This window comes from Legionella donaldsonii, from assembly GCF_900452385.1.
Taxonomy (GTDB): Bacteria; Pseudomonadota; Gammaproteobacteria; order Legionellales; family Legionellaceae; genus Tatlockia; species Tatlockia donaldsonii.
In genome coordinates, this window is the sequence record NZ_UGOA01000001.1 from 2,372,591 (window position 1) to 2,399,295 (window position 26,705).

The window sequence follows — 26,705 nt, forward strand, 5'->3', positions numbered from 1 at the left end:
GCAAGTGAATAATCGGTCGTTTAGCGATCGATTTATTGCCATTGAATATGTTAGAATTCGCGATTTTCACCAGTACAGGTTAAATCATGGATAAGACTTATTCCCCCCAAGCGATAGAACGTGCATGCTATGAAAAATGGGAAAGCCACCATTATTTTCAGCCGCGCGGCGAAGGAAAGGCTTATTGCATTATGTTACCTCCTCCTAATGTAACCGGTAGCTTACATATGGGACATGGTTTTCAACATACTTTAATGGATGCCCTGATTCGGTATAAACGTATGCAAGGCGCAAAAACCCTTTGGCAACCTGGTACTGATCATGCGGGAATCTCAACGCAACTCGTTGTGGAACGCCAATTGGATAGCAAGGGATTATCCCGCAAAGACATGAGTCGTGAGGAATTTCTAGAGCATGTATGGCGTTGGAAGGAAGAATCAGGAAATCAGATTACTAGCCAGATGCGCCGCATCGGTTCTTCCGTGGATTGGTCGCGCGAACGATTTACCATGGATGAAGGCTTGTCAGCTGCTGTACAAAAAGTATTTGTTCAATTATACGATGAAGGGCTTATCTATCGCGGTACCCGTCTGGTAAATTGGGATCCCAAATTAGGTACAGCTGTTTCAGATCTGGAAGTTATTTCTGAAGAAGAAGATGGGTGTTTATGGCATATACGCTACCCTGTCGTTGATTCAAGCGAATCAATTATTATCGCCACAACAAGACCAGAAACTTTGCTTGGTGATACAGCGGTTGCCGTTCATCCAGATGATCCCCGCTATCAACATTTGATCGGTAAACAGCTACAACTTCCTTTATGTGACAGAACGATTCCTGTTATTGCAGATGACTATGTCGATATGGAATTTGGTAGTGGTTGTGTCAAAATTACGCCAGCTCATGATTTTAATGATCACGAAATTGGTAAACGCCACAATTTGCCGTCAATTAACATCCTAACAAAAAAAGCAACCATCAATAAGAACGCCCCCTTACCTTACCAGGGGATGGATCGCTTTGTAGCTCGTGAACTCATTATTCAAGACCTGGGTAAAGCAGAGCTCTTAGTTAAAATTGAACCACACAAATTAAAAGTGCCTCGCGGCGAAAAATCGAATGTTATCATCGAGCCACTTTTAACTGATCAATGGTATGTAAAAATTAAACCGTTGGCTGAACCAGCTATCGAAGCCGTTGAAAAGGGAGAAATCCGCTTTATTCCTGAGAATTGGTCTAAAACGTATTTTCAATGGATGGAAAACATTGAAGATTGGTGTATTAGTAGACAATTATGGTGGGGACATCGTATTCCAGCCTGGTATGACAGCCATGGCCATGTTTATGTTGGCTATAGTGAAAACGATGTTCGCTTTAAATATTCCCTGGATGAATCCGTCTCATTAAAACAAGATGAAGATGTTCTGGATACCTGGTTTTCTTCTGCACTTTGGCCTTTCTCCACCTTGGGCTGGCCAGAACGTACGCCGGAGCTTGAACAATTTTACCCAACGTCAGTCTTGGTAACTGGCTTTGATATTATTTTCTTTTGGGTTGCCCGCATGATTATGATGGGCTTAAAATTTACAGGTAAAGTCCCCTTCAAAGAGGTCATCATTACTGGGCTTATTCGCGATAGCGAAGGGCAAAAAATGTCTAAATCCAAAGGGAATGTCTTGGATCCTATTGATATTATTGATGGGATTGATCTCGACAAACTCATTGAAAAACGAACTTCCAACCTGATGTTGCCTTCAGTACGTGATAAAATAGCAAAGGCCACCCGCAAAGAATTTCCAGAAGGCATTGCCTCTTTTGGGACTGATGCACTTCGTTTTACCTTTTGTTCGTTAGCATCCACCGGTCGAAATGTACGTTTCGATATGGGGCGAGTTGAAGGGTATAGAAATTTTTGTAATAAGCTATGGAATGCTTCACGTTATGTATTACTTAATACCGATGAGGAGCAGATTGATTTTGGTGATGGCGCATTTCAATATAGTCCTGCCGATCAATGGATACTTTCACGTCTGCAACATACGATTACTCAGTGCCATCATTATTTTGAAACCTACCGTTTTGATTTACTGACAAACACACTGTATGAGTTTGTCTGGCATGAGTATTGTGATTGGTATCTTGAATTATCAAAACCAGTGCTCTATGACAATAATGCCTTGGCAGCGATGAAGCGAGGAACTCGGCGTACTCTGATTCATGTGCTTGATCAGATCTTAAAACTCTTGCACCCTATTATGCCGTTCATTACTGAAGAAATATGGCAACGTACCAGCAAACTTACCAGCCAAAATGGTGAAACCATTATGCTAAGTCACTACCCGCAGGTAAACAAGGATTTCATTAATCCTGACGTGGAAGAAGAATTAGCCTGGTTAAAGTCAGTCATTCAATCTGTCCGTACCATTCGCAGTGAAATGACTATTTCCCCTGCTAAATTAATTCCCTTACATTTCAGAAACGTAACACCGGTAATAGAAGAGCGGATTAAGAAATATCATGGAACTTTAATTGCGTTAAATAAACTGACTCACATCCGTTGCATGGATAAGAATGAATCACTATCAGTTTCAGCCTCTGCTGTAGTTGGTGAGCTCGAGTTACTTATTCCTATGGCAGGCCTCATTGACAAACAAGCAGAATTATCTCGTCTAGAAAAAGAAATTGCTAAATTGGATAAAGATATAGCTCTTGCTGAAGGTAAACTTGGTAACCCTAAATTTACTGACAAAGCACCTGCTGAAATTATTAGTAAAGAACAAGAAAAATTAGCTCAGGCAAAACTAACCAAGAGTAAGTTGTTACACCATAAAAAAACGGTAGAAACACTCTAGGCAGGAGGTGGGCGCTTCGTCCAACAGGTTATTATTTGGAAACATGTTGAGTCAAGATCGCCGACCTACAGGGTTTATGGTTTGATATTGCGCGTTTCGCTGCTCACATAGACTAACGTGTATGCCCCGCTGCGATGCGCGAATATCAAGCCATGGGCACTCATCACACCGCTTAAACAACAGTTCAAAACTAACATGACAAGAATGGATTCTTGCCTTTACATCGTCTTGTTACACAGGCATGCTTACCCTTACCCTAATTCGGGATTTCAGTATGGTCAAGGAACAAAAAGCAAATCACCTGCTTCACGAAAAAAGCCCTTATCTACAACAACATGCCCATAATCCCGTAGACTGGTATCCTTGGGGAAAAGCAGCCCTTGACAAAGCACGGGAAGAAAATAAGCCGATTCTGCTTTCTATAGGTTACGCTGCCTGCCATTGGTGTCATGTCATGGCCCATGAGTCCTTTGAAGACGAAGAAACCGCGATGGAGATGAATAAAGGCTTTATTAATATAAAAGTAGATAAAGAAGAACGACCCGATTTGGACAAAATTTACCAAACAGCCCATTATTTTTTAAGCCAACAACACGGTGGCTGGCCTCTGACGATTTTTTTAGCATCTGATCTTACCCCTTTTTTCAGTGGGACTTATTTTCCTCGCGAAGACCACTATCAATTACCCGCCTTTAAAAAAATTTTGCACTTCGTTACTGCGATCTATAACAATCAACAACAGGATATCCAAGAACAAGCCAAGCAATTAAAAAAAATCTTGCAGCAACAGCGACATAGCCCGACCAATTCCGTTTTAAATAATCGTCCCTTAGAGCTCGCTCTGTATAATCTGTCTGCAAGTTATGATGCGAATCATGGTGGCTTTGGTGTCGCTCCCAAATTTCCTCAAGCACCTAAGCTTGATTATTTACTAGACCATCATTCACCCCTTGCTTCAGCCACTCTGGAGCATATTGCAAAAGGTGGGATCTATGACCAATTAGCAGGAGGCTTTTATCGTTATTCGGTTGACGAAAAATGGAACATCCCTCATTTTGAAAAAATGCTTTACGATAATGGGCAATTATTAATGCTCTACTCGATTGCTGGCCAAAATCACGCAGAGGCATTTTTCCACGAAATTGCTGCTGAAACCGCCGAATGGGTAATTGAGGAAATGCAATCTTCCGAAGGCGGGTATTACTCCAGTCTCGATGCAGACTCTGAAGGGGAAGAAGGAAAATTTTATCGTTGGGACAACACAGAGATTCAGGCTGAACTCACTGAAATAGAATATGCTGTCCTGAGCCATTATTTCGGTTTAATACAACCACCTAATTTTGAGCAATATTGGCATTTTTATGTTGCTCAGCCTTTAGAAAAAGTCAGTAAACAGCTAACCCTCTCCATGGCAGATACTAAAAAACTGCTGTCCACGGCAAAAAAGAAACTACTCGCTAAACGTAATCAACGACCAAAACCTTTTCGTGATGAAAAAATTTTGACTTCATGGAATAGCTTGATGATTAAAGGTATGCTCCTTGCCGGATATTATTTGGCGGAGCAGCGCTACCTGAACTCCGCTGAACGAGCAATTCGCTTCATTAAAGAAAAACTTTATTGTAAACAACAATTACTAGCCAGTTATAAAGATGGTGACGCTTATCTTCAAGCCTATTTGGATGATTACGCTTTTTTAATTGATGCGCTACTGACTTCGTTGACCATCTCTTGGCATACTGAACATTTATTTTTTGCTATCGAACTGGCTGATAGCGTATTAAACCATTTTTCTGATCAAGTGGCTGGAGGATTCTTCTTCACCGCTGACAATCATGAAAAATTATTATATCGCCCCAAAACAATGTCTGATGACGCAATACCTGCTGGAAATGGGATCCTCGTCAGAGCTTTGCTAACTCTTGGTCATTTATTAGGTGAACCACGCTATTTAAACGCCGCAGAAAAAACGTTGCAGACCGCCTGGGCAGCTTTAATGCAATTTCCTGCGGAACACTGCAGTTTACTACAAGGGTTAAGCGATTATTTAACCCCACCGCAAGTGGTGATTATTCGTGGCAAACAAGATGAAATCAACTCTTGGTGGGAATATGCGCGACCACGTAACCCTTATACCTTTGCCATACCCAATGAAACGCTAAATCTTCCCCAAGCCCTTTCTACAAAAAAGCCACAGGGAAAAACCTGTGCTTATATTTGCCAGGGTTTGCAGTGTAATGAGGTAATAACGGAGCTAGAAAAATTTAAAATGCTTCTGCAAGATAATACTAATTAAAATTAACGAGTTAATTTCAAAAAGACTTAGGAAAAACATTGAGTCGAGGCAAAGGCAACATTTGATTTTAACGAGAGAATTTAGCCTCACTAAAGCCCGAATTAAAAGCAAATTTTAACGAAGTGATCGACGTTTTGCGTAAGTCCTATTTAAGAAATGGCACAGCATTGCACACACCAGTCCTATCCCACCACCAATAATCACGTGAGAAAGGCGTTCAAAAGCGATTGCTCTTGAGTGCGTAATCAACATCACCACTGTTGCCACGAAGACACAGCGTAGCGTGTAAGCGATGATATAACGCCGAAAGGCTACCAGCGTTAAAAACAGCGCAACTGTAGTAAGCGTTAAATCAAAAGGCGTAGAAGGAACAACAAATTGGCCAAGTAGAATACCTACTGGAACACCAATTAAAACACCAATAAGACGCTGATGGAACTTCCCAGGCGTTGTTTCGATTTCTCCTGTAATAACACTTGCGACTCCCCAAATCATCCATTGACCATTTTGCATCGGAATATATTGGACTAAAAAGGCTGAAACACCGACACCCAAAGCCATTGCGATCATGCTCTCGGTATTATTCTTTTTCGCACCAAAATCAGACAAATACGAGAGTTGTAGAAATTGATAACCTTTGCTGTCTTTATAAAATTTTATTTGATTAAACAAGGTAATGGCTAAGGTAGGAATCAAGGCCACAAGTAAATAAGGCACTAAACGAGTGAAGCTGTATAAGGAAAAGACTGGTTTCATTTCAGAAGCGAGTTCTATGGAAAGAATGATAGCTGGAATAAATGTCCAATTTCCCAATGTCCGTAACTTATCACCTTTGCAGGCTATCCAGATGATCGCTGTGGCTGACAAGGTGCTACTTAAAATAAAAAGTATAGGCAGCTCTTGGGTAAAAAATAATAAATAAAATAAGAAAATGATTGCTAACCCATGCAGTAATACTCCCAAGACAGTAAGCTGCAATTTTTCCTCAACGATTAACGTTGCCATCGCTAAGACCGATACTTCTAACCAATAGGAATTCTCAGTAACCAGGAAAAGAACGGCAAAGGGTATTAAGACAATCATGCCAAGCAAGAGGAACCATCCTCTAATTTCATTTTTTATCCATTGTATGCTCTTCGCTAAAATTTGCATTTTAAATGTTGCTCACATTTACTAATCGGCATCGTTGGTTTATTGCTGCATTGCAGTGCTAACCTCCGTCCGAAACGCTCCGCCTTGCACGAAAACACAAAAATACACAGGTTATGCAAGAAGGCCAATTCGAAGTCGAAAGAATAAGATTTACAAGCTTATAATAACCTTTTACTGTTATCTTTGTCGTTGTTCTAACATACAACGTTATTTAGAAATGTAAATTGGCTTTTAAGGATTACTGTGATACGGAATAATCAGAACCGACTGTCTTATTATCTGTTGGGCATTATTGTATGCCTTTTTTTATTTCTTTTCTTAACCGCCATTGTCGCGTGGCACGGTCCCTATCTCTTTCTTAATACGTATGTGCATCGCACCATTGAGACGATACAAACATCTTACCTTACTCTCGCTGCTACTTTTCTCTCTATTTTAGGAAACAAGTATATAGTTGTCCCAGCACTGATATTGACTAGTCTATTTTTATTTTTTCAAGCACAGAGAAGACTTGCCGTGCATTTTTTTCTTGTCATTGTTTTAGCCGCTACCATAGCGTTCCTCTTCAAGAATTTTTTCCCCATTCCCCGGCCTGAAGAGCATGGTGTTATAGAGAGCTTTGCCTTCCCAAGTCGGCATGTCGCCCTATGCTCAGCTTATTTAATTTTTATATTGGCAATTGTGAGTCCCAAGATTAAATCGAGTCGGTGGTTAACAATGACCATTTTTTGTTTGATTTTAGCGGAATCTATCGCACGCCTAATACTAAAAGTTCATTGGCTAACTGATGTGATGGGTGGTTTTTTTCTTGGTTCTGCTTGTGGCCTAATTGGAGCCTATAGTTATCATCTTAAACCGGATCCTGCCTTGGATCTTCCTGTATTTTTTAAAACCCTTGGCATTATTTTCGGTATCACTAGCATGGTTTATTATTTAATACCCGGTTTCTTTTAGTTCTACCCTAAGATTTACTCTCGTTAATAAAATGACGGCCCCAATTCGGGGCTATCCTTTTATTTTTTTCCACAGACACGACGCTCTATCCAATACGCCAGTATCAGGGTCGAGACAATACCTAACATGATTCCATAATTCTGCCAATTCTTTCCTACCATGGTTAATGCATTGGGAGTATGGAAAATAGAGAAGGGGATAGCTAATAAAACATCAACCAATGCTGAACCTGCTACCAAGCCACAGGCAATCAACACCCCCCTTTGTCTCCGTAGCTGACTTTCTTCATCAGGAAGCTTCTTTTTACTGAGACGCCACTGCGTGACCATTGCAATCATTCCGCCAAGAAATAAAGGAAAAGAAGAAGCGATTGGTAAATACATTCCTATAGCAACGCCTAATATAGAAAGTCTAATACAACGATCTAATTTAACTACATGGATGAAAAAAATAAGCGCGAGAATTACTGCTGCTCCGATAAACATCATCGTCCAAGGCAAGGCATTACGAAATACTGCTTCAGTGATTGCCGCCATTAATGCAGCGGTGGGTGCGGGCAGTGACTGGCCAGGATCCATTCCATCATGAGGCATAACCCCTGCAATACCATAGACATCAAACATCAATTGCATGACAGGTGGTATTACCAAGGAAGAAATGATTACCCCTAGCAAAAGCATAACCTGCTGCTTCCACGGAGTCGCGCCAACCAATTGTCCCACCTTCAAATCTTGCGTATTATCGTTGGCAATAGCAGCAATGCCTGTTACCACCGAACCAATAATAATTGTGATTGCCTCTGCTGCCTTAATCTGGTTAACGCTAAAAGGTAACGGTAAAAGCTTGTTAATCATCGTCAGCAATATCCAGGCTGCAAATAGCATGCCGGCAATAACTATTGCACTACCAGGACTCGCTGTTACTCCGACCATACCTGAAAAATAGCCTGTAATAACCGAGAATAAAAAGCCAATGATCAAAACATAGAGTACTGCCCCAAACACTAAGGTAGGGGCGAAATCACCGTCCAGCCCGATTTCCTCCAAAGGGAAAATAAATTGAAAAAACAAAAATAAAATAGCAGACATAAGTGTTACGCCAATTAAAATAAAGGGCATGGGAATGTCTTTATCCGTGCGCGGCAATTGCGTTTCTTGATGACTTTTAGACATAAAAGCACGGAAAGAAATCCGCATACTCTTAAGTAAAGGCCTTATTAATTTCAAGAAAGTCCAGGTACCGGCAAAAAGCATTGCTCCAATCCCTAAATAACGCATTTCACTATTCCAGAGAAAAGTAGCCGCTTTTTGTGCAGGATAATGGGTAAGAAACTCTGGGTAAAATTGACTAATAATCGGCATGGCTATCAGCCAGGAAATAATAGCCCCCAAGAAAATACTCAAAGCCATTTCATGTCCGACTAAATAACCGGCCCCTATCATCGTTGCAGAAAATCCCACACCAAAACCTAATAGCGAACGCTTGATCGAAAACCAAAAACTCCAATTGTTTGCAATAATTTTAAAACCGGTTTGGAAGAGCTCCAGCAGGCCACCTACAGCCCCCCCGAGAAAAATATCTCGAATACCCGCTTTTTCTGCTGATGATTTCAATACTTCGGCAATAGCCCTCCCCTCCGGAAATCTTAACACCGGTTCATTCACTAAAACCCGGCGAAGAGGAATTGAAAATAAAACACCCAAAATACCACCACAGACAGCAATAAAAAAATTAGTGAGATAATCAAAACCATCCCAGTATTGAATAATAATCAATGCAGGAATGGTATAGACAATACCTCCAGCAACTGCTTCGCCCGCAGAAGCGGCTGTTTGGACTGCGTTATTCTCCAGAATGGTAGAGTTTTTAAACAAACGTAAAATACCCATGGAAATAATAGCTGCAGGAATGGAAGCCGACGTCAAAATGCCCAACTTTAACGCCAGATAAGCATTCGATAAGGCCAAAATAATCGTCAAAATAATTGCTAAGACAATACTACGAATAGTTAATTCAGCAATTTTTTCATCCGCTTTGATAAACGGAACAAATGTACTCATTCATTACCCCATACTGCTTTGGTTACATCAGGACGTAACCAGTTCTTGAGTTCAGATTTAGAAATTTTTACTGTTTGTGGACCGTAAAAATAAGGCGCGACTTGATAAGTATCAAACACAATAGCTAAACCATCTTGTGTAAAATGCCAATTTCTATAATTCTCCTGGGTCGCCGTTGTTCCTTTTATTAACCAATCCCGATCGGTCATTTTTTTCTTCCCTAAAGCTTTACGGCATATAGTGGCTATTTGGTTTAAGTAATTACTATTTGGTACAAACAAATGATCTAACGTCACTGATTGGCCTTGGATAAAATTGAACGTTTTTACAGAATTACTGGGATGTGCAGCACCTTGACTATAAGCCGATACGGAGAACAAGATACTTAACGCATTTTTATTTTGAAACTCTATTTTATAATCAATATATAAACTACCTTTTCCCAAAGTATCACCTGTCTTTTTCACCCCAGGTACTTCAAGAGCGGCTGCACTCTTTTGGCTTTCAGCTATAAACGCTTTTATCCTTTCACCCACTTCTTCATCTGGAAATCCTTCTGGATATTTAATACTAAGATCAAAATCAGCAGTTTCTTTTTTGATGACTATTGTCTTTGGCGGTGCTGCCCAAACCAAACTCTGTAACAAGAAATAACTCAGCCCTAACAGACTTATAATAAATTTCTTCATCGTTGTACTCCCTCAAATTCCCTTAACCAATTTCCCGCTACCATTGTACTGTGTTGTATGGGATAACCAAAGTGATAACAAAGTGAGGCACTATCCTTTATTGACCAACGGACTAAATCCGCAGTCATTCCCGCTGCAAGAGAACCTGTTTCCCGCTCCAGATCAAGTGCTCTCGCCGCTTGATACGTGACTGCCATTAAAGCCTCCGGTACTGTTAGGCCAAAAAGCTGACAGGCCATATTGAGCATTAGTAATAATGATGTCGTAGGTGATGAGCCTGGATTAGCATCGGTGGCAATTGCTATACCCACCCCCATTTCACGCAGCAACGCTACAGGCGGTTTGACTGTCTCGCGTAAAAAATAGTAAGCGCCCGGTAACAGGACAGCTACTGTTCCATTATTAGCCATTGCAGCAACTCCTTCGCGATCCAGGTACTCTAAATGATCACAAGACAGAGCCCCTAAGCTGGCAGCCAATTTTGTCGCTCCGAGATTAGACAATTGTTCTGCGTGGCACTTAATAGGGAAAGCCAAGGCCTTTGCTTGGGTAAACAACTGTTCTGTTTGAGCCAAGGTAAAACCAATGGATTCACAAAATACATCTACCGCATCAGCCAATCTCATCTCAGCTATAGCAGGCAACATATCTTGACAAAGAAAATCGACATAAGCCTGGGCATTATTTTTATATTCTGGCGGCACCGCATGAGCCCCTAGAAAAGTAGTCCTTACTCGCAGACCAACCACTTCCCCCAAACGCCTCGCCACACGCAAGATTTTAAGCTCATTATCCCAATCTAGACCATAACCCGATTTAATCTCAACGGTAGTTACGCCTTCTGCCCGTAAAGCCAACATTCTGGGTAATGATTGTTGAAAAAGCTCTTCTTCAGAGGCAGCACGCGTTTGTCTGACAGTCGATAAAATGCCTCCCCCGGCGCGCGCAATTTCAGCATAAATTTTTCCTTCAAGTCGTTGCTTAAATTCATCAGCACGATTACCGGCATAAACCAAATGAGTATGACAATCAATCAAGCCTGGCGTAATTAATAAATTACCACAGTCTTCAGTAACAGTAGCCTGTTGCGAGTAAGAGGCAGGTAACTCACTCATGGCACCACACCAAACTATCATTCCTTTGCTAATAGCAATCGCTTGATTTTCGAGTTGCTTACCTTGTGCATCAATTGTCGTTGCATTTGATAATAAGCGGTCACATGCCTGCATGTTTACTCCCAGTCAGGCACTTGTTGCGATGCCTTGAGCCATTGTTGGTGGTGGCTTTTGTCATAGATATCCCATTCTTGGGCTACATAGTCTGTTTTATCCACATCGATTAATAACCATATTAAAAAATCAGCTACGGTGGTAGTGGATAAGAGACGTTTTTCTTGCTTGAGAACCCTGAAAAAATCACGTTTTTCCTCATCCATCAACGAAGCGTGTCGAATGGTGGTCTGCATGTCGGTATCAATAATCCCAGGCATCACACTGGCAAAAGCCAGGTTTTGATTTTCTAACTGTAAACAACGGGTGAGCATAGCTAGAGCCGCCTTGGACACACAGTAAGCAGCCCAACCTGCAACAGGGAAATGCGCTGCACCAGAACCGATATGCAATACACGACCTTGCTCTAATTTGGCAAGCAACATCTGCGTTAAAAATAAAGGTGCATTGAGATTAGTGGCAAGAACTTGCTGCCAGGAAGCTTCATCGATAGCAGCAACAGGCATAATCGGCTCAATAACACCCGCGTTGTGGATCAACCCCTCAAGCGCGTTAATTTGAATTTGCTCTATATGGGCAACAATTTCCCGGCGTCCTTTACTCGTTGAAACATCCGCAACAAGGTAACTAATTTGGGGAGAATAGGCTGCCGTTTCTACTAAAGCCTCTTCGCGTCGACCTACAATTAAAATCTGCTTTTGTCGAACCGCCAAAGCATGAGCCAGAGCCCGTCCAATTCCACTCCCTCCACCAGTAATCACAAACATGATATTTCTCCAGCTAGCTTAATCTTTGGCTATTCGCTTGTAATCCAGCAAACATCGATTTTATAGGCCTCAATACAGAAGAGCGATGAGAACTTAAAATCACCACTTCGTGAACTTCAGAGAAGAATACCGAACCACACTAGACTTCTTTCGCAAACGCGTTGCAGTGAGAGCAATGCAGAGGAGAAACGGCACGCAAAGCCGGAGTGTACACATCAGTACATGAGGCTCCAAGCACCGCATCAACGAAGCTGTGCTTCAATGCTGTAGCTCCTGAAGAGGTCTACTCTTAAAATAAGGCCCGATAATAACAGACCTGCTTAGGATTGGCACCGATTTTAGAATAAAGAAATAATTACAGTGACATTATCCTATACAGGAAGATATATTATCCTTATATCAAATTTCTGCTTTGAAATTGACTATGTTTGCAAACCTAAAAAATTACGAACCAACTGAGCAATCTATTTGGCAAGGGCGTCAAGATAGCTTGCCTGGGGAACGTTTCTTCCAACGTGTTCGTTGTATCGATCTGCGTTCCCAAACTCTACATGATAACCAGCAAAACCTGATTATGCTGGGATTTTGTAGTGACGAAGGGATCAGGCGTAACGAAGGTCGTACTGGCGCTAAATTAGGTCCATTCAAATTGCGTGAACAATTAGCAAAACTTTCCTGCAATCTCGATAAGCAGTTTACCGATATAGGTAATATCGTCTGTGAGCAAGAACAATTGGAATCTGCTCAACAAGAATTCGCATCCTTAATTACGGCTTGTCATCAACAGGGTTATAAAACCTTGGCTTTCGGTGGTGGTCATGAAATTGCATGGCCGCATTTTTCTGGTTTGGCTGCTCATTATCCCAAAATAGGTATTATTAATTTTGATGCCCATTTTGATCTGCGTCCTTTAAAAGACGGGCATTATGCTACTTCAGGAACCCCTTTTCGCCAAATCAGCCAATATTGTCAACAAAATCGGCTATCCTTTGACTACTGTTGTTTAGGAGTCCAATATATTGCGAATACAGCTAGTTTGTTTGCTACTGCCGATGAATTAAAAGTATCTTATCTTAGCGCAGAACAAATCCATAATGAGGATATTGCCTGGCAACTCGCTTTCCTGGATACGTTTCTTTTACGGCATGAATATATTTATTTAACGATTTGTTTGGATGTATTTGCCGAATGCTTTGCACCAGGGGTCAGTGCGCCCCAAGCCCTGGGTTTAACACCATGGCAAGCATTAGCCCTGTTGAAATACATCTTACAAACTGGCAAAGTGATAAGTCTTGATGTAGCTGAGCTCTCCCCCCCTCTGGATCAAGAGCAAAAAACCACACGACTGGCTGCCAGCCTAGTGGCAGAGTTGTTGGATTATTATTAAAGGAGTGTTATTAATGAAAAAATCCATGCTATGCGCAGGATTGATGACTGTTTTATGTACAACAATCTATGCTGAAAATAGTGCTCAACCCGCGAACAGTAACGCTGGCGACACCTTGCAAACAAAACCAGCACCTACAACACTGGGAGCAAGTGCATCGCCTGCAGTAGTGCAACCTGCTCCTTCTCAAACCGCACCAACCCAAACACCACAGGGTACACCTGCTCCTACGCCACAGGGTACGCCTGCTCCTACGCCACAGGGTACGCCTACTCCTACGCCACAGGGTACGCCTACTCCTACGCCACAGGGTACGCCTACTCCTACGCCACAGGGTACACCTACTCCTGCACTACAAGGTACACCAGCACCTGTATCGCAAGGGACAGTAATACCCGCAGGGACTTCTACAACTACACCAGCAAAAACTCCCATGCAAGTAACCCCTATTACGCCCCCCCAACCCATTGACTGTAACTATCGTATCCCTGCAGAAACAACCCACATTGAGCAAGCGCTGGTATTAAAATGGGCAGAGAAAGCTGCGGCCCAATCATTTGATTTTGATTACAGCACACTTGATAAACAATTATTAACTTTAAAATCATGTTATACCGATCAAGGATGGCAAGGATTTAATGATGCCTTACAAAAATCAGGTAATCTCAATGCTATTAAATCACAACAACTCATGGTCAGCTCTATGGTCAATGGTACACCGACCATTACTGAGCTTAAAGAAAACCAATGGAAAGTGGTTCTGCCTTTGCAAGTGGTTTATCAAAATGATAAGGAAAAATTAACTCAACCACTTACCATTAATTTAGTTGTCGGACGAAAAATTTCGGGTGATCTTGGTATTATGCAAATGATTGCAACACCTCGCCAATCTTCTGGTCAAGGTAGTGCTCAAACCACTCCAACAACAAATACCACAACATCGCCAGCTAGTACGACGAAATCTAATTAACGTGAATAGAGTGCCGTACAGGTATTTTTCATACCTGTACGTCTTTTTGATTAGGATAATCATGCGCTACAAATTCGCGATTATACTGTGCTTTACCAGTGTTAACGCATCGGCAAATGTGCTGCAATATTTTGCGGGGTTAAGCTATCACAATCCGGCAGAATTATTTAAAGTTAAAAAAAATGAATTCATTATTGGGGGTACTAGCTTTTATGCCGACATTGGTTTTCAAGGCAACGTATTAAATCTTAATACTTTTCAATATGATAGTGGTATCGCCCACTCGCGGCGAGTAAGTTTACTTCCTTTTGGCCGCATTGCGGCTCGCGCAAACGAGAAAATCGTTCTTGCTGTTGATGTGACGGAACCTTTTCATTCCAACCTGGTCTATGGAGGAAAGGCATTTACTCGCTATGCCGCAACTGAAACACTGATGACGGATGTTGATATCAGTCCACGTTTTTCTTTGAATATTTATCCGCAACTTTATTTTGGAGGTGGCTTAAATTTTAATTTTCTAAAGAATAATGAAACAAATTGGGCCTTACCCATCAACCAAACTGATTATGCAACCTTAATCAATCGTACCTCCGGTTTTGGTGTAGGCTATGATACTGGTCTTTATTACATGGCCAATCAAACCAATTTTTTTGGTATCGCTTATTATTCTTCTATTAAACAAAAAACACGTGGGGAAAGTTTATTCGACGGCGATGTTAATAACGCGCTTAGCTTTAATTTCCGTATGCCAGCAACTACCATACTCAATTACGTACATCTTTTCAGCCAAACCTGGCTTGCCAGTTTACAAGCCTTCCGCAGTGAATGGAATGCTAATCAATACGCTCGCATTCGCAATACAGCTGCTCGCCCTCCAGTGAATAAAGACTTTACATTTACGATGAAATATAAGGAGTCATGGGCTTATTCAGCAGCAATACACCATCAATACAAAGAGAGTTTGGGATTTACACTAATTGGACTTATCGATGATGGTCCGGAGCGAGACCCTCTCCGAACCATTAATTTTCCTTCCGATGTTCAATATTTCATTGGGTTAGCAACGGATTACCATTTTAATAAAGAAGCGAGTTTGGAACTTCTTTACGGCCATGTGTTTTCCAACACGACTATTGGTAATCGCATAACGATTAATAATCAATCGCTGCCCTTTACCACAGGAAAAATCCGCATTAATGCCGATGTCATTGATTTAAGATTTAAAATGCAAGCTTAGGGGGTTGTTTCCATTTCGCTCGCTTGAGGGCTTATGGTTTGATGAACGCACATTGCGGAGAAGCACAGCACATCAAGAGCCATAAGCACCAAGATAGTATAACCTAATGGTTGGAGCCATTCTCATTGGTATACGAAAGCACAGTAACCTGTGTTCCGACAGTAACAAATTGCTCATTGAGCCATTTTGCTGCACTGGGAAGTACGCGAATACAACCATGGCTTGAGTTCGCATAAGGAACCTCATAAGCAGCATGAATAGTAAAACCGCGGTTGAAGTACATGCAATAAGGCATTTTTGCCCCGCCTGTTGTTTCTACCGGATACTCACCGGAACGGCAATCAATTCCTCGTTTATTGTAGACATGGAAACTACCGGTCACCGTACGGCAAGGCTGCCCCACATCTTCACAAAAATCTTTTCCTCCTGAAGCAGCTCCAGTCATCACTCGATTACCCTCTGGATCATAAGCTGCCCAGGCAAAAGCTTTGGGATCAAAAATAAATTGTTTTTTTCCTGTTGCTGGTGCTTTTAAAGGAAAGTAATCTCGGCCACGTTTATCATTTAAATAGTGGGTTGTCTTATGGACGTAACCATTATCATCAGTAATAAAACAAGACTCATCGCAGGTATCCATAAAACAACCGGAAAGCCCAAGGCCTAATAAGCAAACCCACAACAACTTCTTCATGGTAAAAAATTCTCTCTTAAGTTTATTAACACATCCAGACTGTTAACCTATCGCTAGCTTGAATTCCTGGTTATAGAAATTAAACAGCGCTATAAGTTTACAGGCAGCAAGGATAACACAGAAAAATACACTTTGAATTACCTTTATACTTATACTGCAGCAATTTAACGTATAAATTGCTGCCAACTCTGTATCAAGATTTTAAACGACGATATTTAATACGCGACGGCCTATCTGCTTCATCGCCTAATCGCCGCTTCCTATCCAGTTCATAATCGCTGTAATTTCCTTCAACAAAAACGACTTGCGAATCACCTTCAAAAGCCATTAAATGTGTACAGATACGATCTAAAAACCACCGATCATGTGAAATGACAATCGCACAACCCGGAAAATTCAAAATAGCCTCTTCCAGTGCACGTAACGTTTCTACATCCAGATCATTACTTGGCTCGTCAAGCAATAATACATTTCCACCGCGCTTAAGTAGTTTGGCTAAATGGACACGGTTTCTTTCTCCACCTGATAACTGTGCCATTTTCTTCTGTTGATCCGCACCTTTAAAATTAAAGCGTCCAACATAGGCTCTTGAAGGCATTTGGAAAGAACCCACCTGCATGATGTCATGTCCGTCTGCAATTTCTTGCCAAACCGTTTTGTTATCATCTAAATGATCACGCATCTGGTCGACATAAGCCAAATTGACTGTATCACCTACACGAATCTCACCGTCATCAGGTTTTTCTTGTCCAGTAATCATTTTTAAGAAAGTCGATTTACCCGCGCCATTGGGACCAATAATACCAAGCACTCCACCTTTAGGTAATTGAAAACTCAGATTATCGATTAACAGACGATCGCCAAATGACTTGCTTAATTTTATTCCTTCCAAGACCAAATCACCTAAACGATCACCTGGTGGAATATAGAGCTCATTGGTTTCATTACGCTTTTGGAATTCCTTGGAGTTCATCTCTTCGAAACGTGCAAGACGGGCTTTATTTTTGGCATGGCGTCCTTTAGGCGAAGTACGAACCCACTCTAATTCGGCTTTGATAGCTCGTTGATGTGACGCTTGCTGTTTATCTTCCATGGCCAAACGAGCCTCTTTTTGTTCAAGCCAGGCAGTATAATTTCCTTTATAGGGTATCCCCTCACCTCGATCAAGTTCCAAAATCCACTCAGCGGCATTATCAAGAAAATATCTATCGTGGGTAATTGCAACCACCGTACCAGGGAACTCTTCCAAATAACGCTCAAGCCAGGCAACACTTTCAGCATCCAGATGGTTAGTTGGCTCATCTAATAACAACATGTCTGGATTGGATAATAATAAACGGCACAATGCCACACGCCGACGTTCCCCTCCAGAAAGCAGACTGATTTTGGCCTCCCAATCAGGTAAGCGGAGTGCATCGGCAGCAATATCTAATCTGCGATCCAAATCCCAACCACCACAGGCCTCTATTTCATTTTGCAGCTCACCCTGTTTAGCCAGCAAGTCATTCATCTCATCATCGCCCATCGGCTCGGCAAAACGCATGCTGATCTCATCAAATTGAGTCAATTTGGCTTTAATTTCAGCCACGCCTTCTTCTACAACCGCTCGTACAGTTTTGTCTAAATCAAGATCAGGCTCTTGCGCCAAATAACCAATCTTAATACCTGGTTGTGGCCTCGCTTCCCCTTCGAATTGTTTATCAACGCCTGCCATGATACGCAATAAAGTAGATTTACCCGAACCATTCAAACCGAGTACACCAATTTTAGCGCCTGGAAAAAAGCTCAGGGAAATATCTTTCAAAATAAAACGTTGATTATCAACGATTTTACTCACTCGGTTCATAGTAAAAATATATTGCGACATACACACTCCATCCCACTAAAAATGGGCAGACGTTAACCCAAACCTGTTATTTTCTCAAGGGCGCCATACAACTGACTTGTTAATACCCATAAAAAACCTAATATAGGAACTGCTGCATGTCGCTAGCTCCAGAAATTCTAGCTTGATTTGCGAGCAACGAAGTACAGAAAATCAAAGCAGAACGGCCAAGCTAGTCGGCATGTAACAGCGCCTAAGACCAGTCAAGAATCACTTTTCCTGACTGCCCTGAAGCCATCATTTCAAAACCCTGCTGGTATTCTGCCACTGGGAAATGATGCGTAATGACGGGTTCTATATTTAGACCACTTTGTAACATTGCTATCATTTTGTACCAGGTTTCAAACATTTCTCGGCCATAAATTCCCTTGATAACCAAGCCTTTAAAAATAACCTGATTCCAATCAATCGCTGTTTCCTGTGGGGGGATTCCCAACATCGCTATATGGCCGCCATGATTCATCGCTTTGACCATATCATTTAGAGCCATAGGATTTCCGGACATTTCCAAACCAACATCAAAGCCTTCAGTCATCCCTAACTCGGTCATCACATCTTTAATTGCTTGACGTTTTATATTGACTGCTCGTGTAGCTCCCATCTTACGGGCTAACTCCAGACGATATTCATTCACATCGGTGATCACTACATGGCGTGCGCCAATGTGACGTACAATCGCTACAGCCATAATACCGATTGGTCCCGCACCGGTAATTAATACATCTTCACCGACAACATCGAACGCCAGGGCACAGTGTGTTGCATTACCAAAGGGATCAAGAATTGAAGCCTGATCACCGCTAATATTATCTGGTAAGACCACCACATTAGACGCTGGCATAGCCAGATATTCTGCAAAGCAACCGGGTCGATTAACACCTACGCCTAAGGTATTACGACATAAATGGCGCTTCCCTGCACGGCAATTTCTGCATATACCGCAGGTAACGTGTCCTTCTCCTGAAACACGTTGACCAACTTTAAGCCCTTTTACTTCTCGACCTACTTCAACAATTTCACCATAAAATTCATGACCCACTGTCATAGGTACCGGAATGGTTGCCTGCGCCCAATCATCCCAGGAGTAGATATGAATATCAGTTCCGCAGATGGCTGTTTTATGAATTTTTATCAGCACGTCATTGACACTGTACTCAGGTACGGGAATATCTTCCATCCAAATACCTGGTTCGCGTTTGGCTTTTACTAGAGATTTCATGCAACTCCCCTACAGTTAATAACACCAGCTATACTGACGTTATTAATTTTAAAATGTTAGAACTCAGCAACTTGAAGTGATTAAATAACTCCAAGTTCTCGACCCACGTTCGCAAACGCATCCAATGCCTTATCCAAATGTTCCAATTCATGTGCTGCGGACATCTGGGTACGAATCCTTGCTTTCCCTTTCGGGACGACTGGATAGGAAAACCCAACCACATAAATTCCTTGCTTGAGTAAATGCTCTGCCATCCGGCCAGCCAAAGCTGCATCCCCTAACATCACAGGAATAATAGGATGCTCACCTGGTACCAGAGTGAATCCAAGCTCAGTCATGCCCTCACGAAAATATTGGCTATTGCGTTTTAGTTTTTGTCCTAATTCATTGCTAGTTTCAAGCATGTCTATAACAGCAATTGAACAATCAGCAATCATTGGTGCCAGCGTATTGGAGAAAAGATAGGGTCTGGAGCGTTGGCGCAACCAATCAATAATGACTGCATTGGCTGCAGTATATCCTCCTGAAGCACCACCTAATGCTTTACCCAGGGTACCGGTGATAATGTCAATCTTATCTGCCACACCACAATATTCAGGCGTACCGCGTCCTGTTTCGCCCATAAAACCAACAGCGTGTGAATCATCAACCATGACCATAGCGTCATATCGCTCAGCCAATTCACAGATGGCAGGTAAATTAGCAATAATACCATCCATAGAAAAAACACCGTCGGTAGCAATCAAACGAAAACGGGCATTCTTGGCAGCAATGAGTTGTTCTTCCAAATCCTTCATATCATTATTGGCATAACGAAACCGTGCTGCCTTGCATAAACGAATCCCATCAATAATACTGGCGTGGTTCAGAGCATCACTTATAATGGCATCCTCTGGTCCCAACAACGTTTCAAATAAACCGGTATTCGCATCAAAGCAAGATGAGTAAAGAATAGTATCTTCTTTACTGAGAAAATGGCTTATTCTTTTCTCCAGAGCTTTATGAGGTGTTTGTGTACCACAAATGAAGCGAACAGAAGCCATTCCATAACCATATTTTTCCAGGGCTTTCTGACCTTCGGCAATTAAATCGGGGTGATTGGCAAGCCCGAGATAATTGTTTGCACACAAATTGATAACTTCACCTTCCTTCACTTGGACAGCCGCTTTTTGCTGGCTGGATATTACTCGCTCTGCCTTATATAACCCCTCTTTTCTGAGGGTATCTAACTCGGATTGCAAAAACTCGGTAAATTGCTCAAGCACTGTTCTCTCCTTTGAGTCTCACCAAAATGGGGCGATAATAACAAATTTTACACAGCTCCACTATGAAATCATTTCACTTCATGCTCTTAATTCTAAAAAATTATCTTTGAGGAGGGGCAATTCTAAAAGAAATCCCTCTTTTTAGATTAAATTAACGAATCAGTGTTGAATTAATCGCACCTTTTAGCAATTCTTGCTAAAATCCTCTCAACACTTTAACCTAGGTTTGGTTGATAATTCGTTAACTTAGCGCGAAAGTTCTTTGTTTAGGCAGTATGACGACAGACGACCGCAACTATTTGCTGTTGTGCAACAGAAAAATAAAGAATTTTTAGCCAAAATCGCATTATCACGCCTGAAATATTGAATGTATGGTGATCCAATGACTAACGCTCAAACCAATATGATTAAGCAACAACTTCGTACGGGTGATGTTCTTGATGAAAAAATTCTCAACCTTTACGATTTGCTACCACGTCATGAGTTTGTGCCCCATGCTTTTCAGCATTTTGCTTATTCAGATATGCAAATCCCTCTGGCTCATAATCAGCGGATGCTGACTCCTTTGGAAGAAGGTAAAATCCTGCAAGCCTTGGCCCTGCAAGGTAGTGAAACCGTTTTGGAAATAGGTACTGGAACCGGTTTTTTCACCGCTCTTTTAAGCCGTTTATGTAAAAAAGTAATCAGTGTTGACTATTACACAGAATTTACCACCCATGCTCAACAAAAATTAAAAACCCACCACTGTAATAACGTTGAGCTGGCAACCGGCGATGCCTGTCGTGGTTGGCTTGAAAAAGCCCCTTATGATGTGGTTGTTTTTACTGGCTCTATCGAGTCACTGTGTGATACACAACGCTTACAAGTGCTGCCAGGTGGAAAATTATTTGCCATTATTGGGAAAGAGCCTGTGATGCAGGGGCAATTGCACACATTACAGCAGGATGGAAAATGGCATGGAACAGTATTGTTCGAAACAAGCATCCCTCCATTAATTGATAAATCAAAACCCAAAGAATTCGTCTTCTAGGACAAGCTTGTATGAAAAAAACGTTATTGTGCCTGCTATTAGGTCTCGGTTTACCTTCCTGGTCACACGCTACAGATCTAATGGATATTTATCAGCAGGCGCTAGAAAATGATCCTACTTTCAAGCAAGCCTATAGCACCTACATGTCGAGTACGGAAGCTATACCTCAGGCTCGTGCAGCACTGTTTCCTCAACTGACAGTATCTGCACAGACCGGACGTAGCGTTCAGAATGTTATCGCCTCTGGTACAGCCCTCGAAACGACTTACAATAACAATCTATGGTCAGTGAGTGCTTCACAGGCCATGTTTAACTATCAGGCGTGGGCTCTTGTGCAACAGGCAAAAGCATCTGTTAAAGCAGCACAAGCCAATTTTAATAATGCAGCCCAAGATTTGATTTTGCGTACGGCAAGCGCTTATTTTCAGGTTTTGCTCGCTAAAGATACGTTAAATTTTGCTGAAGCAAAAAAACGCGCTAACAAACGCCAATTTGAGCAAGCAGAACAACGTTTCAAAGTGGGTTTAGATGCAATTACTTCCGTCTATGAAGCAAAGGCGGCTTATGATCAATCCGTAGCGGAAGTTATTTCAGCCAAAAATAACCAAATTAACCAAAACGAGAATTTGCGTAAGTTAACCAATCACGTTTATGAAATCCTGGCACCATTAAGGGATAGCCGTATCCCTCTTATCAAACCCGAACCGGATAATGTCGATGAATGGGTTAATACCGGACTCAAACAAAATTATAAACTTTATGCCGCCAAATATAGCCTGGAATCATCGCGTGATAATATCAAGGCACAATCTGCAGGTAATTGGCCTACTTTTGCATTGCAAGGTACCGCAACACAAACTCATAACAGCGGCGGTAGTAGTTCTTTTTTCGTTCCCGCTCGCCAAGGTACCGCTAACGTTGCTATCGCTTTAAATTTCCCTGTCTTTCAGGGGGGCTTAGTAGAATCTCAAACTCGACAGGCACAATACGATTTTCAAACCTCAAGTCAACAATTAGAACAAACGTATCGAGATGTTGTGGTCAATAGCCGTATTGCTTTCAATACTATTATTGATGGTATCTCTAAAGTAAAAGCAGACAGACAAACCATTATCTCTCAGCAAAACTCTTTAGAAAGTACCGAAGCGCAATTTCAGGTTGGAACGCGCACGATGGTGGACGTGGTGAACGCGCAACAAAAACTTTTTGAAGCTCAAGAACAACTGGCCAGCGATCAATATAATTTAATCAATGCAATGCTAAATTTAAAGTACCTTGCTGGCACCTTAAATGTTAACGATTTGGAAGAAGTTAACTCCTGGTTAACGACCGCTCGTATTGCAAACTTTCCACCACAAAACCCGGCAGTCTCAAAAGCAAAAGCCACTACCGAGTAAAATACAAGCGTAAACATCAGTATATGACCAGGTCTGCTAACATTGCACCGCCATGAGTCAAGAGCATTGATTTACACGCATCACAGCACAGTTTACACAGTAGTCAATGAGTAACGAAGCACAGGAAATCAATCTTTTCGGCCAAGCTAGTAGAAAATGTCAACAGACCCTAAGTAATATGATAGAATCGCTGCCAATATTTTGATCCGTTTTTATTACCTTAGGTTGTAACTATGTCTGCTACTCCTTCTGCCGTTGAAAAAAAACTATTGCATTACACCGGTAAAGCCATTGCCGATTTTAATATGATCCAGCGTGGTGACCGAGTGATGGTATGCTTATCTGGCGGTAAAGATTCCTTTAGCTTATTAACTTTGCTTCACACTCTTCGACGTCGTTCAAATAATAAGTTTGAGCTGTTTGCCTTTACTTTAGATCAAGCCCAACCGGGTTGGGATGATAGTAAATTGCATGCCTGGCTAAAGGAAAGAAACATTCCTTACGAGATCCTAACTCGTGATACCTATAGTATTGTTAAAGAGAAAATACCTGAGGGTAAAACCTACTGTTCACTTTGCTCAAGATTACGACGCGGAATAATTTATCGTTATGCAGAAGAACACGGTTTTAATAAAATTGCCTTGGGACACCACCGCGATGATTTGATTCGTACACTTATGATGTCCATTCTTTACAATGGTGATGTACGTTCCATGCCCCCCAAACTACTTAGTGATAATAAAAAACATATTGTTATTCGTCCCCTTTGTTATGTACAAGAACGCGACATCATTACGTTTGCACAAGAACAAGCTTATCCAATTATTCCCTGTACTTTATGCGGCTCACAGGAAAATCTTGCTCGCAAGCGCATTGGCAGGCTTATTGATCAATTAGCGGAAGAAAACCCTAAAGTCCCTAGTAATATTTTACATGCTTTACAAAGCATCAAACCGAGTCAATTAATGGATCAGGATCTTTGGCAATTTAAAACGCTTGAAAATCAATTGCTCCTTGCTAATACTAACGCAAGTGAGACGATTTTTGCTGAAGAAGAATTGTTATCTCTTGAAGAGGAATGCTAGAAATTTATACAAATTTGGATAAGGAATTTTATTTTTGCATAAAAAACTAGCAAAGCAATCACATAAAAGTTAAGATATTTATCTTTATTGTAAAGAAACAATAATTGAACAACCTGATTTACCAATGAACTGAAACCAGGGTATAAATAAAGATGAATGAAATACTAGCCACAAATATCCGAAAATTCCGTATTTATAGGCATCGCTCGCTAAAATATGATTTTATAGCAGCTATTGTTGTATTTCTGGTTGCTATTCCACTCTGTTTGGGAATTGCTCTGGCTTCCGGCGCACCATTATTCTCCGGTATTTTAAGTGGTATTGTTGGGGGGATTATTGTTGGTGCACTTAGTGGCTCTCAAGTTAGCGTCAGCGGTCCCGCCGCCGGAATGGCAGCCGTCGTTCTTGCCGCTATTTCTCAATTAGGTGATTTCAATACATTTCTTTTAGCATTGGTGCTGGCAGGATTTCTACAGCTGATTGTAGGCAGTCTGCGTGCAGGTTTTGTTGCTGATTATATCCCTTCCAATGTAGTACAAGGGTTATTGTGTGCTATCGGTATTTTGCTGATTATTAAACAACTTCCCTTGGCTTTTTCGCTCTCTACCGATCTAAAAGAACTAAAATTACACCTATTAGAAACCACTGAAAGTCTGACTTTAAACCCACTTTATGATTTACCATCGCATATCAATACAGGCGCTGCGATTATTTCACTCATCTCTTTAGCCATTTTAATTTATGCTGAAAAAACAAAAATTAAATGGCTACGAGGTATCCCTGCGCCGATTGTCGTTGTGGTTGCCGGGATTTTAATTAATGAGCTATTCCTTATAACCGGCTCACCCTTTGCCCAAAACAACCCGCATCTGGTTAACATACCGCAACAAGATGGATTTGGCGATTTTTTTAGTGAACTGGAATTCCCTCGTTGGTCGGCATGGACTAATCCAAAAATTTATTTATACGCGTGTATCATCGCTATTGTTGCTTCATTAGAAAGCTTGCTTAATGTTAAAGCAGGTGAAAAACTCGATAAGAAACGGCGTTACTGTTCCAAGGATCAAGAGTTAATCGCTCAGGGATTTGGCAATCTTACTGCCGGTTTAATTGGAGGTATTCCTCTCACTTCCGTTATTGTCCGTACATCGGTTAACATTCAAGCCGGCGCTAAAACCAAGATGTCAGCCGTGTTACATGGTGTTTTTCTTCTTCTTGCCGTCGTGTTTATTTCAACCTGGCTGAATAAGATCCCTTTATCCTCGTTGGCAGCCATTTTAATCTTCACAGGTTATAAATTAACGAAGCCGTCTATTTACACCACCATTTACCAGCATGGTATGGATAGGTTTATTCCTTTTATTGCAACGGTCATCAGTATTGTTTCATTTAATTTATTGGCAGGTATTCTTATCGGTTTGGCAATCAGCCTCTTTTATATCTTAAAATCTAACAGCCAAGCCCGACTGGATATTATCAAAGAAATATACCCAACAGGTGTAACCAACCGCCTTATGTTGCCACAACAAATTACTTTCTTGAATAAAGCATCCCTAATTGCTGAGCTTGATTCCATTCCAAGAAACTCCCAATTAATTATCGATGCGCGTTACACAAACTACATTGATAAAGAAATTGTCGAATTACTTAAAGAGTTTCAACAAGAGCAAGCACCATTAAAACAAATCGCTTTAAACCTGATAGGCTTTAAAGATCATTACGACATTCATAATTATGTTGATTTCATCAATGTCACTACTTACGACGTCTTAGCCACTTTAGAACCGCCTCAAGTACTTAACATATTGCGTGAAGGTAACCAACGTTTCCTGCACGATACGCGTATCCACCGTAGTCTTAAAACCGATATTAAATACACCGCTGAAACACAACATCCTATTGCAGTGGTTTTGGGTTGCATCGATTCCCGCGTACCGGTAGAAACCATTTTTGATATGAGCTTCGGTGATTTATTCTGTATACGCGTAGCTGGGAATGTGGTTAATGACGATGTGTTAGCCAGCATTGAATATGCATGTAACGTTGTGGGTGCAAAATTAATCGTTGTCTTGGGCCACACGCGATGTGGCGCTATTCAAGCAGCTTGTGATGGGGTTGAAAAAGGCCATATCACGCAATTGTTGAGCAAAATTCAACCCGCTGTCGCAGCAGAAAGAGAAACTATAAATAATCGTACAAGCAAAAATACTGAGTTTGTAAATCATGTGACTGAATTCAATATTGCTAATACCTTGCAGCAAATATACAAGGATAGTGAAATCTTAAGATTGATGATTGATCAGGACAATATCGCCATGATTGGTGCAAACTATGATGTTACAAGTGGTAAAGTTAATTTTAATGACTATTCACACGCATTGACCCACCTAGATGGGGCAGATCAGAATAATATGCTTAGTGAAAAAATGAGAAGCGTACTGGAGAAAGCCAAAAAAACGCCTATTACTGTTGACACAGAAAATACGGTTTCCTAGCTCCCAATCTGCCGTGCTTTATGCACGGCACACATAATGTTCCCG

Annotated in this window: 19 protein-coding genes; 10 read left to right on the forward strand and 9 right to left on the reverse strand. The window is 41.4% G+C overall.

The features are described 5' to 3' along the window. Positions 1-86: 86 nt before the first annotated feature. Together DYC89_RS10735 and DYC89_RS16715 are read left to right on the forward strand one after the other, a co-directional pair. Positions 87-2,852, forward strand: coding sequence for a valine--tRNA ligase (locus DYC89_RS10735; RefSeq protein ID WP_115221780.1), 2,766 nt, complete (start codon positions 87-89; stop codon positions 2,850-2,852). A 274-nt stretch (positions 2,853-3,126) separates the two neighbouring features. Beyond that, complete coding sequence (locus tag DYC89_RS16715; protein ID WP_115221781.1) at positions 3,127-5,148, forward strand: thioredoxin domain-containing protein; 2,022 nt, start codon at positions 3,127-3,129, stop codon at positions 5,146-5,148. A gap of 114 nt (positions 5,149-5,262) precedes the next feature. Here the strand turns inward: DYC89_RS16715 and DYC89_RS10745 are convergent, their stop codons facing one another. Beyond that, complete coding sequence (locus DYC89_RS10745) at positions 5,263-6,300, reverse strand: FUSC family protein (protein ID WP_115221782.1); 1,038 nt, start codon at positions 6,298-6,300, stop codon at positions 5,263-5,265. A 243-nt stretch (positions 6,301-6,543) separates the two neighbouring features. Between DYC89_RS10745 and DYC89_RS10750 the strand changes: the two genes are divergently transcribed. After that, positions 6,544-7,254 carry a phosphatase PAP2 family protein gene (locus tag DYC89_RS10750; RefSeq protein WP_181879380.1) on the forward strand — a complete coding sequence of 237 codons (711 nt, stop codon included), beginning with the start codon at positions 6,544-6,546 and terminating at the stop codon, positions 7,252-7,254. 59 nt (positions 7,255-7,313) lie between these two features. Here DYC89_RS10750 and DYC89_RS10755 read toward each other — a convergent pair whose 3' ends face one another. From DYC89_RS10755 to DYC89_RS10770, 4 genes are read right to left on the reverse strand one after another with little or no spacing between them, the layout of a single operon-like run. Beyond that, positions 7,314-9,314 (reverse strand): OPT family oligopeptide transporter, encoded by a 2,001-nt coding sequence (locus DYC89_RS10755; protein ID WP_115221784.1) that lies wholly within the window; start codon positions 9,312-9,314, stop codon positions 7,314-7,316. Next, on the reverse strand, positions 9,311-10,003 hold the full coding sequence (locus DYC89_RS10760; RefSeq protein WP_115221785.1) for a DUF3298 and DUF4163 domain-containing protein: 693 nt from the start codon (positions 10,001-10,003) through the stop codon (positions 9,311-9,313). Before DYC89_RS10760 ends, DYC89_RS10755 begins: the two co-directional genes overlap by 4 nt. Then, on the reverse strand, positions 10,000-11,232 hold the full coding sequence (hutI, locus tag DYC89_RS10765; RefSeq protein WP_115221786.1) for an imidazolonepropionase: 1,233 nt from the start codon (positions 11,230-11,232) through the stop codon (positions 10,000-10,002). Before hutI ends, DYC89_RS10760 begins: the two co-directional genes overlap by 4 nt. 2 nt (positions 11,233-11,234) lie before the next feature. Beyond that, positions 11,235-11,999 carry an SDR family NAD(P)-dependent oxidoreductase gene (locus tag DYC89_RS10770; RefSeq protein ID WP_115221787.1) on the reverse strand — a complete coding sequence of 255 codons (765 nt, stop codon included), beginning with the start codon at positions 11,997-11,999 and terminating at the stop codon, positions 11,235-11,237. Positions 12,000-12,423: 424 nt separating this feature from the next. Between DYC89_RS10770 and hutG the strand changes: the two genes are divergently transcribed. The 3 genes from hutG to DYC89_RS10790 all read left to right on the forward strand — a co-directional run bounded on the left by hutG (position 12,424) and on the right by DYC89_RS10790 (position 15,593). Next, a complete protein-coding gene (gene hutG / locus DYC89_RS10775) occupies positions 12,424-13,386 on the forward strand; it encodes a formimidoylglutamase (protein ID WP_115221788.1) in 963 nt (320 codons plus the stop codon). A 13-nt stretch (positions 13,387-13,399) separates the two neighbouring features. Continuing rightward, a complete protein-coding gene (locus tag DYC89_RS16720; protein ID WP_245953984.1) occupies positions 13,400-14,356 on the forward strand; it encodes a DotI/IcmL family type IV secretion protein in 957 nt (318 codons plus the stop codon). A gap of 61 nt (positions 14,357-14,417) precedes the next feature. Continuing rightward, a complete protein-coding gene (locus DYC89_RS10790; RefSeq protein ID WP_181879381.1) occupies positions 14,418-15,593 on the forward strand; it encodes an OmpP1/FadL family transporter in 1,176 nt (391 codons plus the stop codon). Positions 15,594-15,696: 103 nt separating this feature from the next. Here DYC89_RS10790 and DYC89_RS10795 read toward each other — a convergent pair whose 3' ends face one another. The 4 genes from DYC89_RS10795 to DYC89_RS10810 all read right to left on the reverse strand — a co-directional run bounded on the left by DYC89_RS10795 (position 15,697) and on the right by DYC89_RS10810 (position 20,653). Next, complete coding sequence (locus DYC89_RS10795) at positions 15,697-16,284, reverse strand: L,D-transpeptidase (protein WP_115221789.1); 588 nt, start codon at positions 16,282-16,284, stop codon at positions 15,697-15,699. A 193-nt stretch (positions 16,285-16,477) separates the two neighbouring features. Beyond that, entirely contained in the window at positions 16,478-18,151 is a 1,674-nt protein-coding gene (gene ettA / locus DYC89_RS10800) for an energy-dependent translational throttle protein EttA (protein ID WP_115221790.1), read from the reverse strand. A 211-nt stretch (positions 18,152-18,362) separates the two neighbouring features. Further along, positions 18,363-19,388, reverse strand: a complete 1,026-nt coding sequence (gene tdh / locus DYC89_RS10805) for an L-threonine 3-dehydrogenase (RefSeq protein WP_115221791.1) — start codon at positions 19,386-19,388, stop codon at positions 18,363-18,365. A gap of 80 nt (positions 19,389-19,468) precedes the next feature. Further along, entirely contained in the window at positions 19,469-20,653 is a 1,185-nt protein-coding gene (locus DYC89_RS10810) for a glycine C-acetyltransferase (RefSeq protein ID WP_115221792.1), read from the reverse strand. 382 nt (positions 20,654-21,035) lie between these two features. Here DYC89_RS10810 and DYC89_RS10815 point away from each other — a divergent pair, with 382 nt between their 5' ends. The 4 genes from DYC89_RS10815 (at position 21,036) to DYC89_RS10830 (ending at position 26,660) form a co-directional block, all read left to right on the forward strand. Further along, positions 21,036-21,683, forward strand: a complete 648-nt coding sequence (locus DYC89_RS10815; protein ID WP_228363273.1) for a protein-L-isoaspartate O-methyltransferase family protein — start codon at positions 21,036-21,038, stop codon at positions 21,681-21,683. 11 nt (positions 21,684-21,694) lie between these two features. Then, positions 21,695-23,080: a TolC family outer membrane protein gene (locus DYC89_RS10820; RefSeq protein WP_115221793.1), complete on the forward strand. Its 1,386-nt coding sequence runs from the start codon at positions 21,695-21,697 to the stop codon at positions 23,078-23,080. A 233-nt stretch (positions 23,081-23,313) separates the two neighbouring features. Then, the gene (ttcA, locus tag DYC89_RS10825; RefSeq protein ID WP_058443306.1) at positions 23,314-24,165 is read left to right on the forward strand and encodes a tRNA 2-thiocytidine(32) synthetase TtcA; all 852 of its coding nucleotides are present in this window, start codon (positions 23,314-23,316) and stop codon (positions 24,163-24,165) included. 152 nt (positions 24,166-24,317) lie between these two features. After that, positions 24,318-26,660, forward strand: a complete 2,343-nt coding sequence (locus tag DYC89_RS10830) for a bifunctional SulP family inorganic anion transporter/carbonic anhydrase (protein WP_115221794.1) — start codon at positions 24,318-24,320, stop codon at positions 26,658-26,660. The last annotated feature ends 45 nt before the right edge of the window (positions 26,661-26,705 follow it).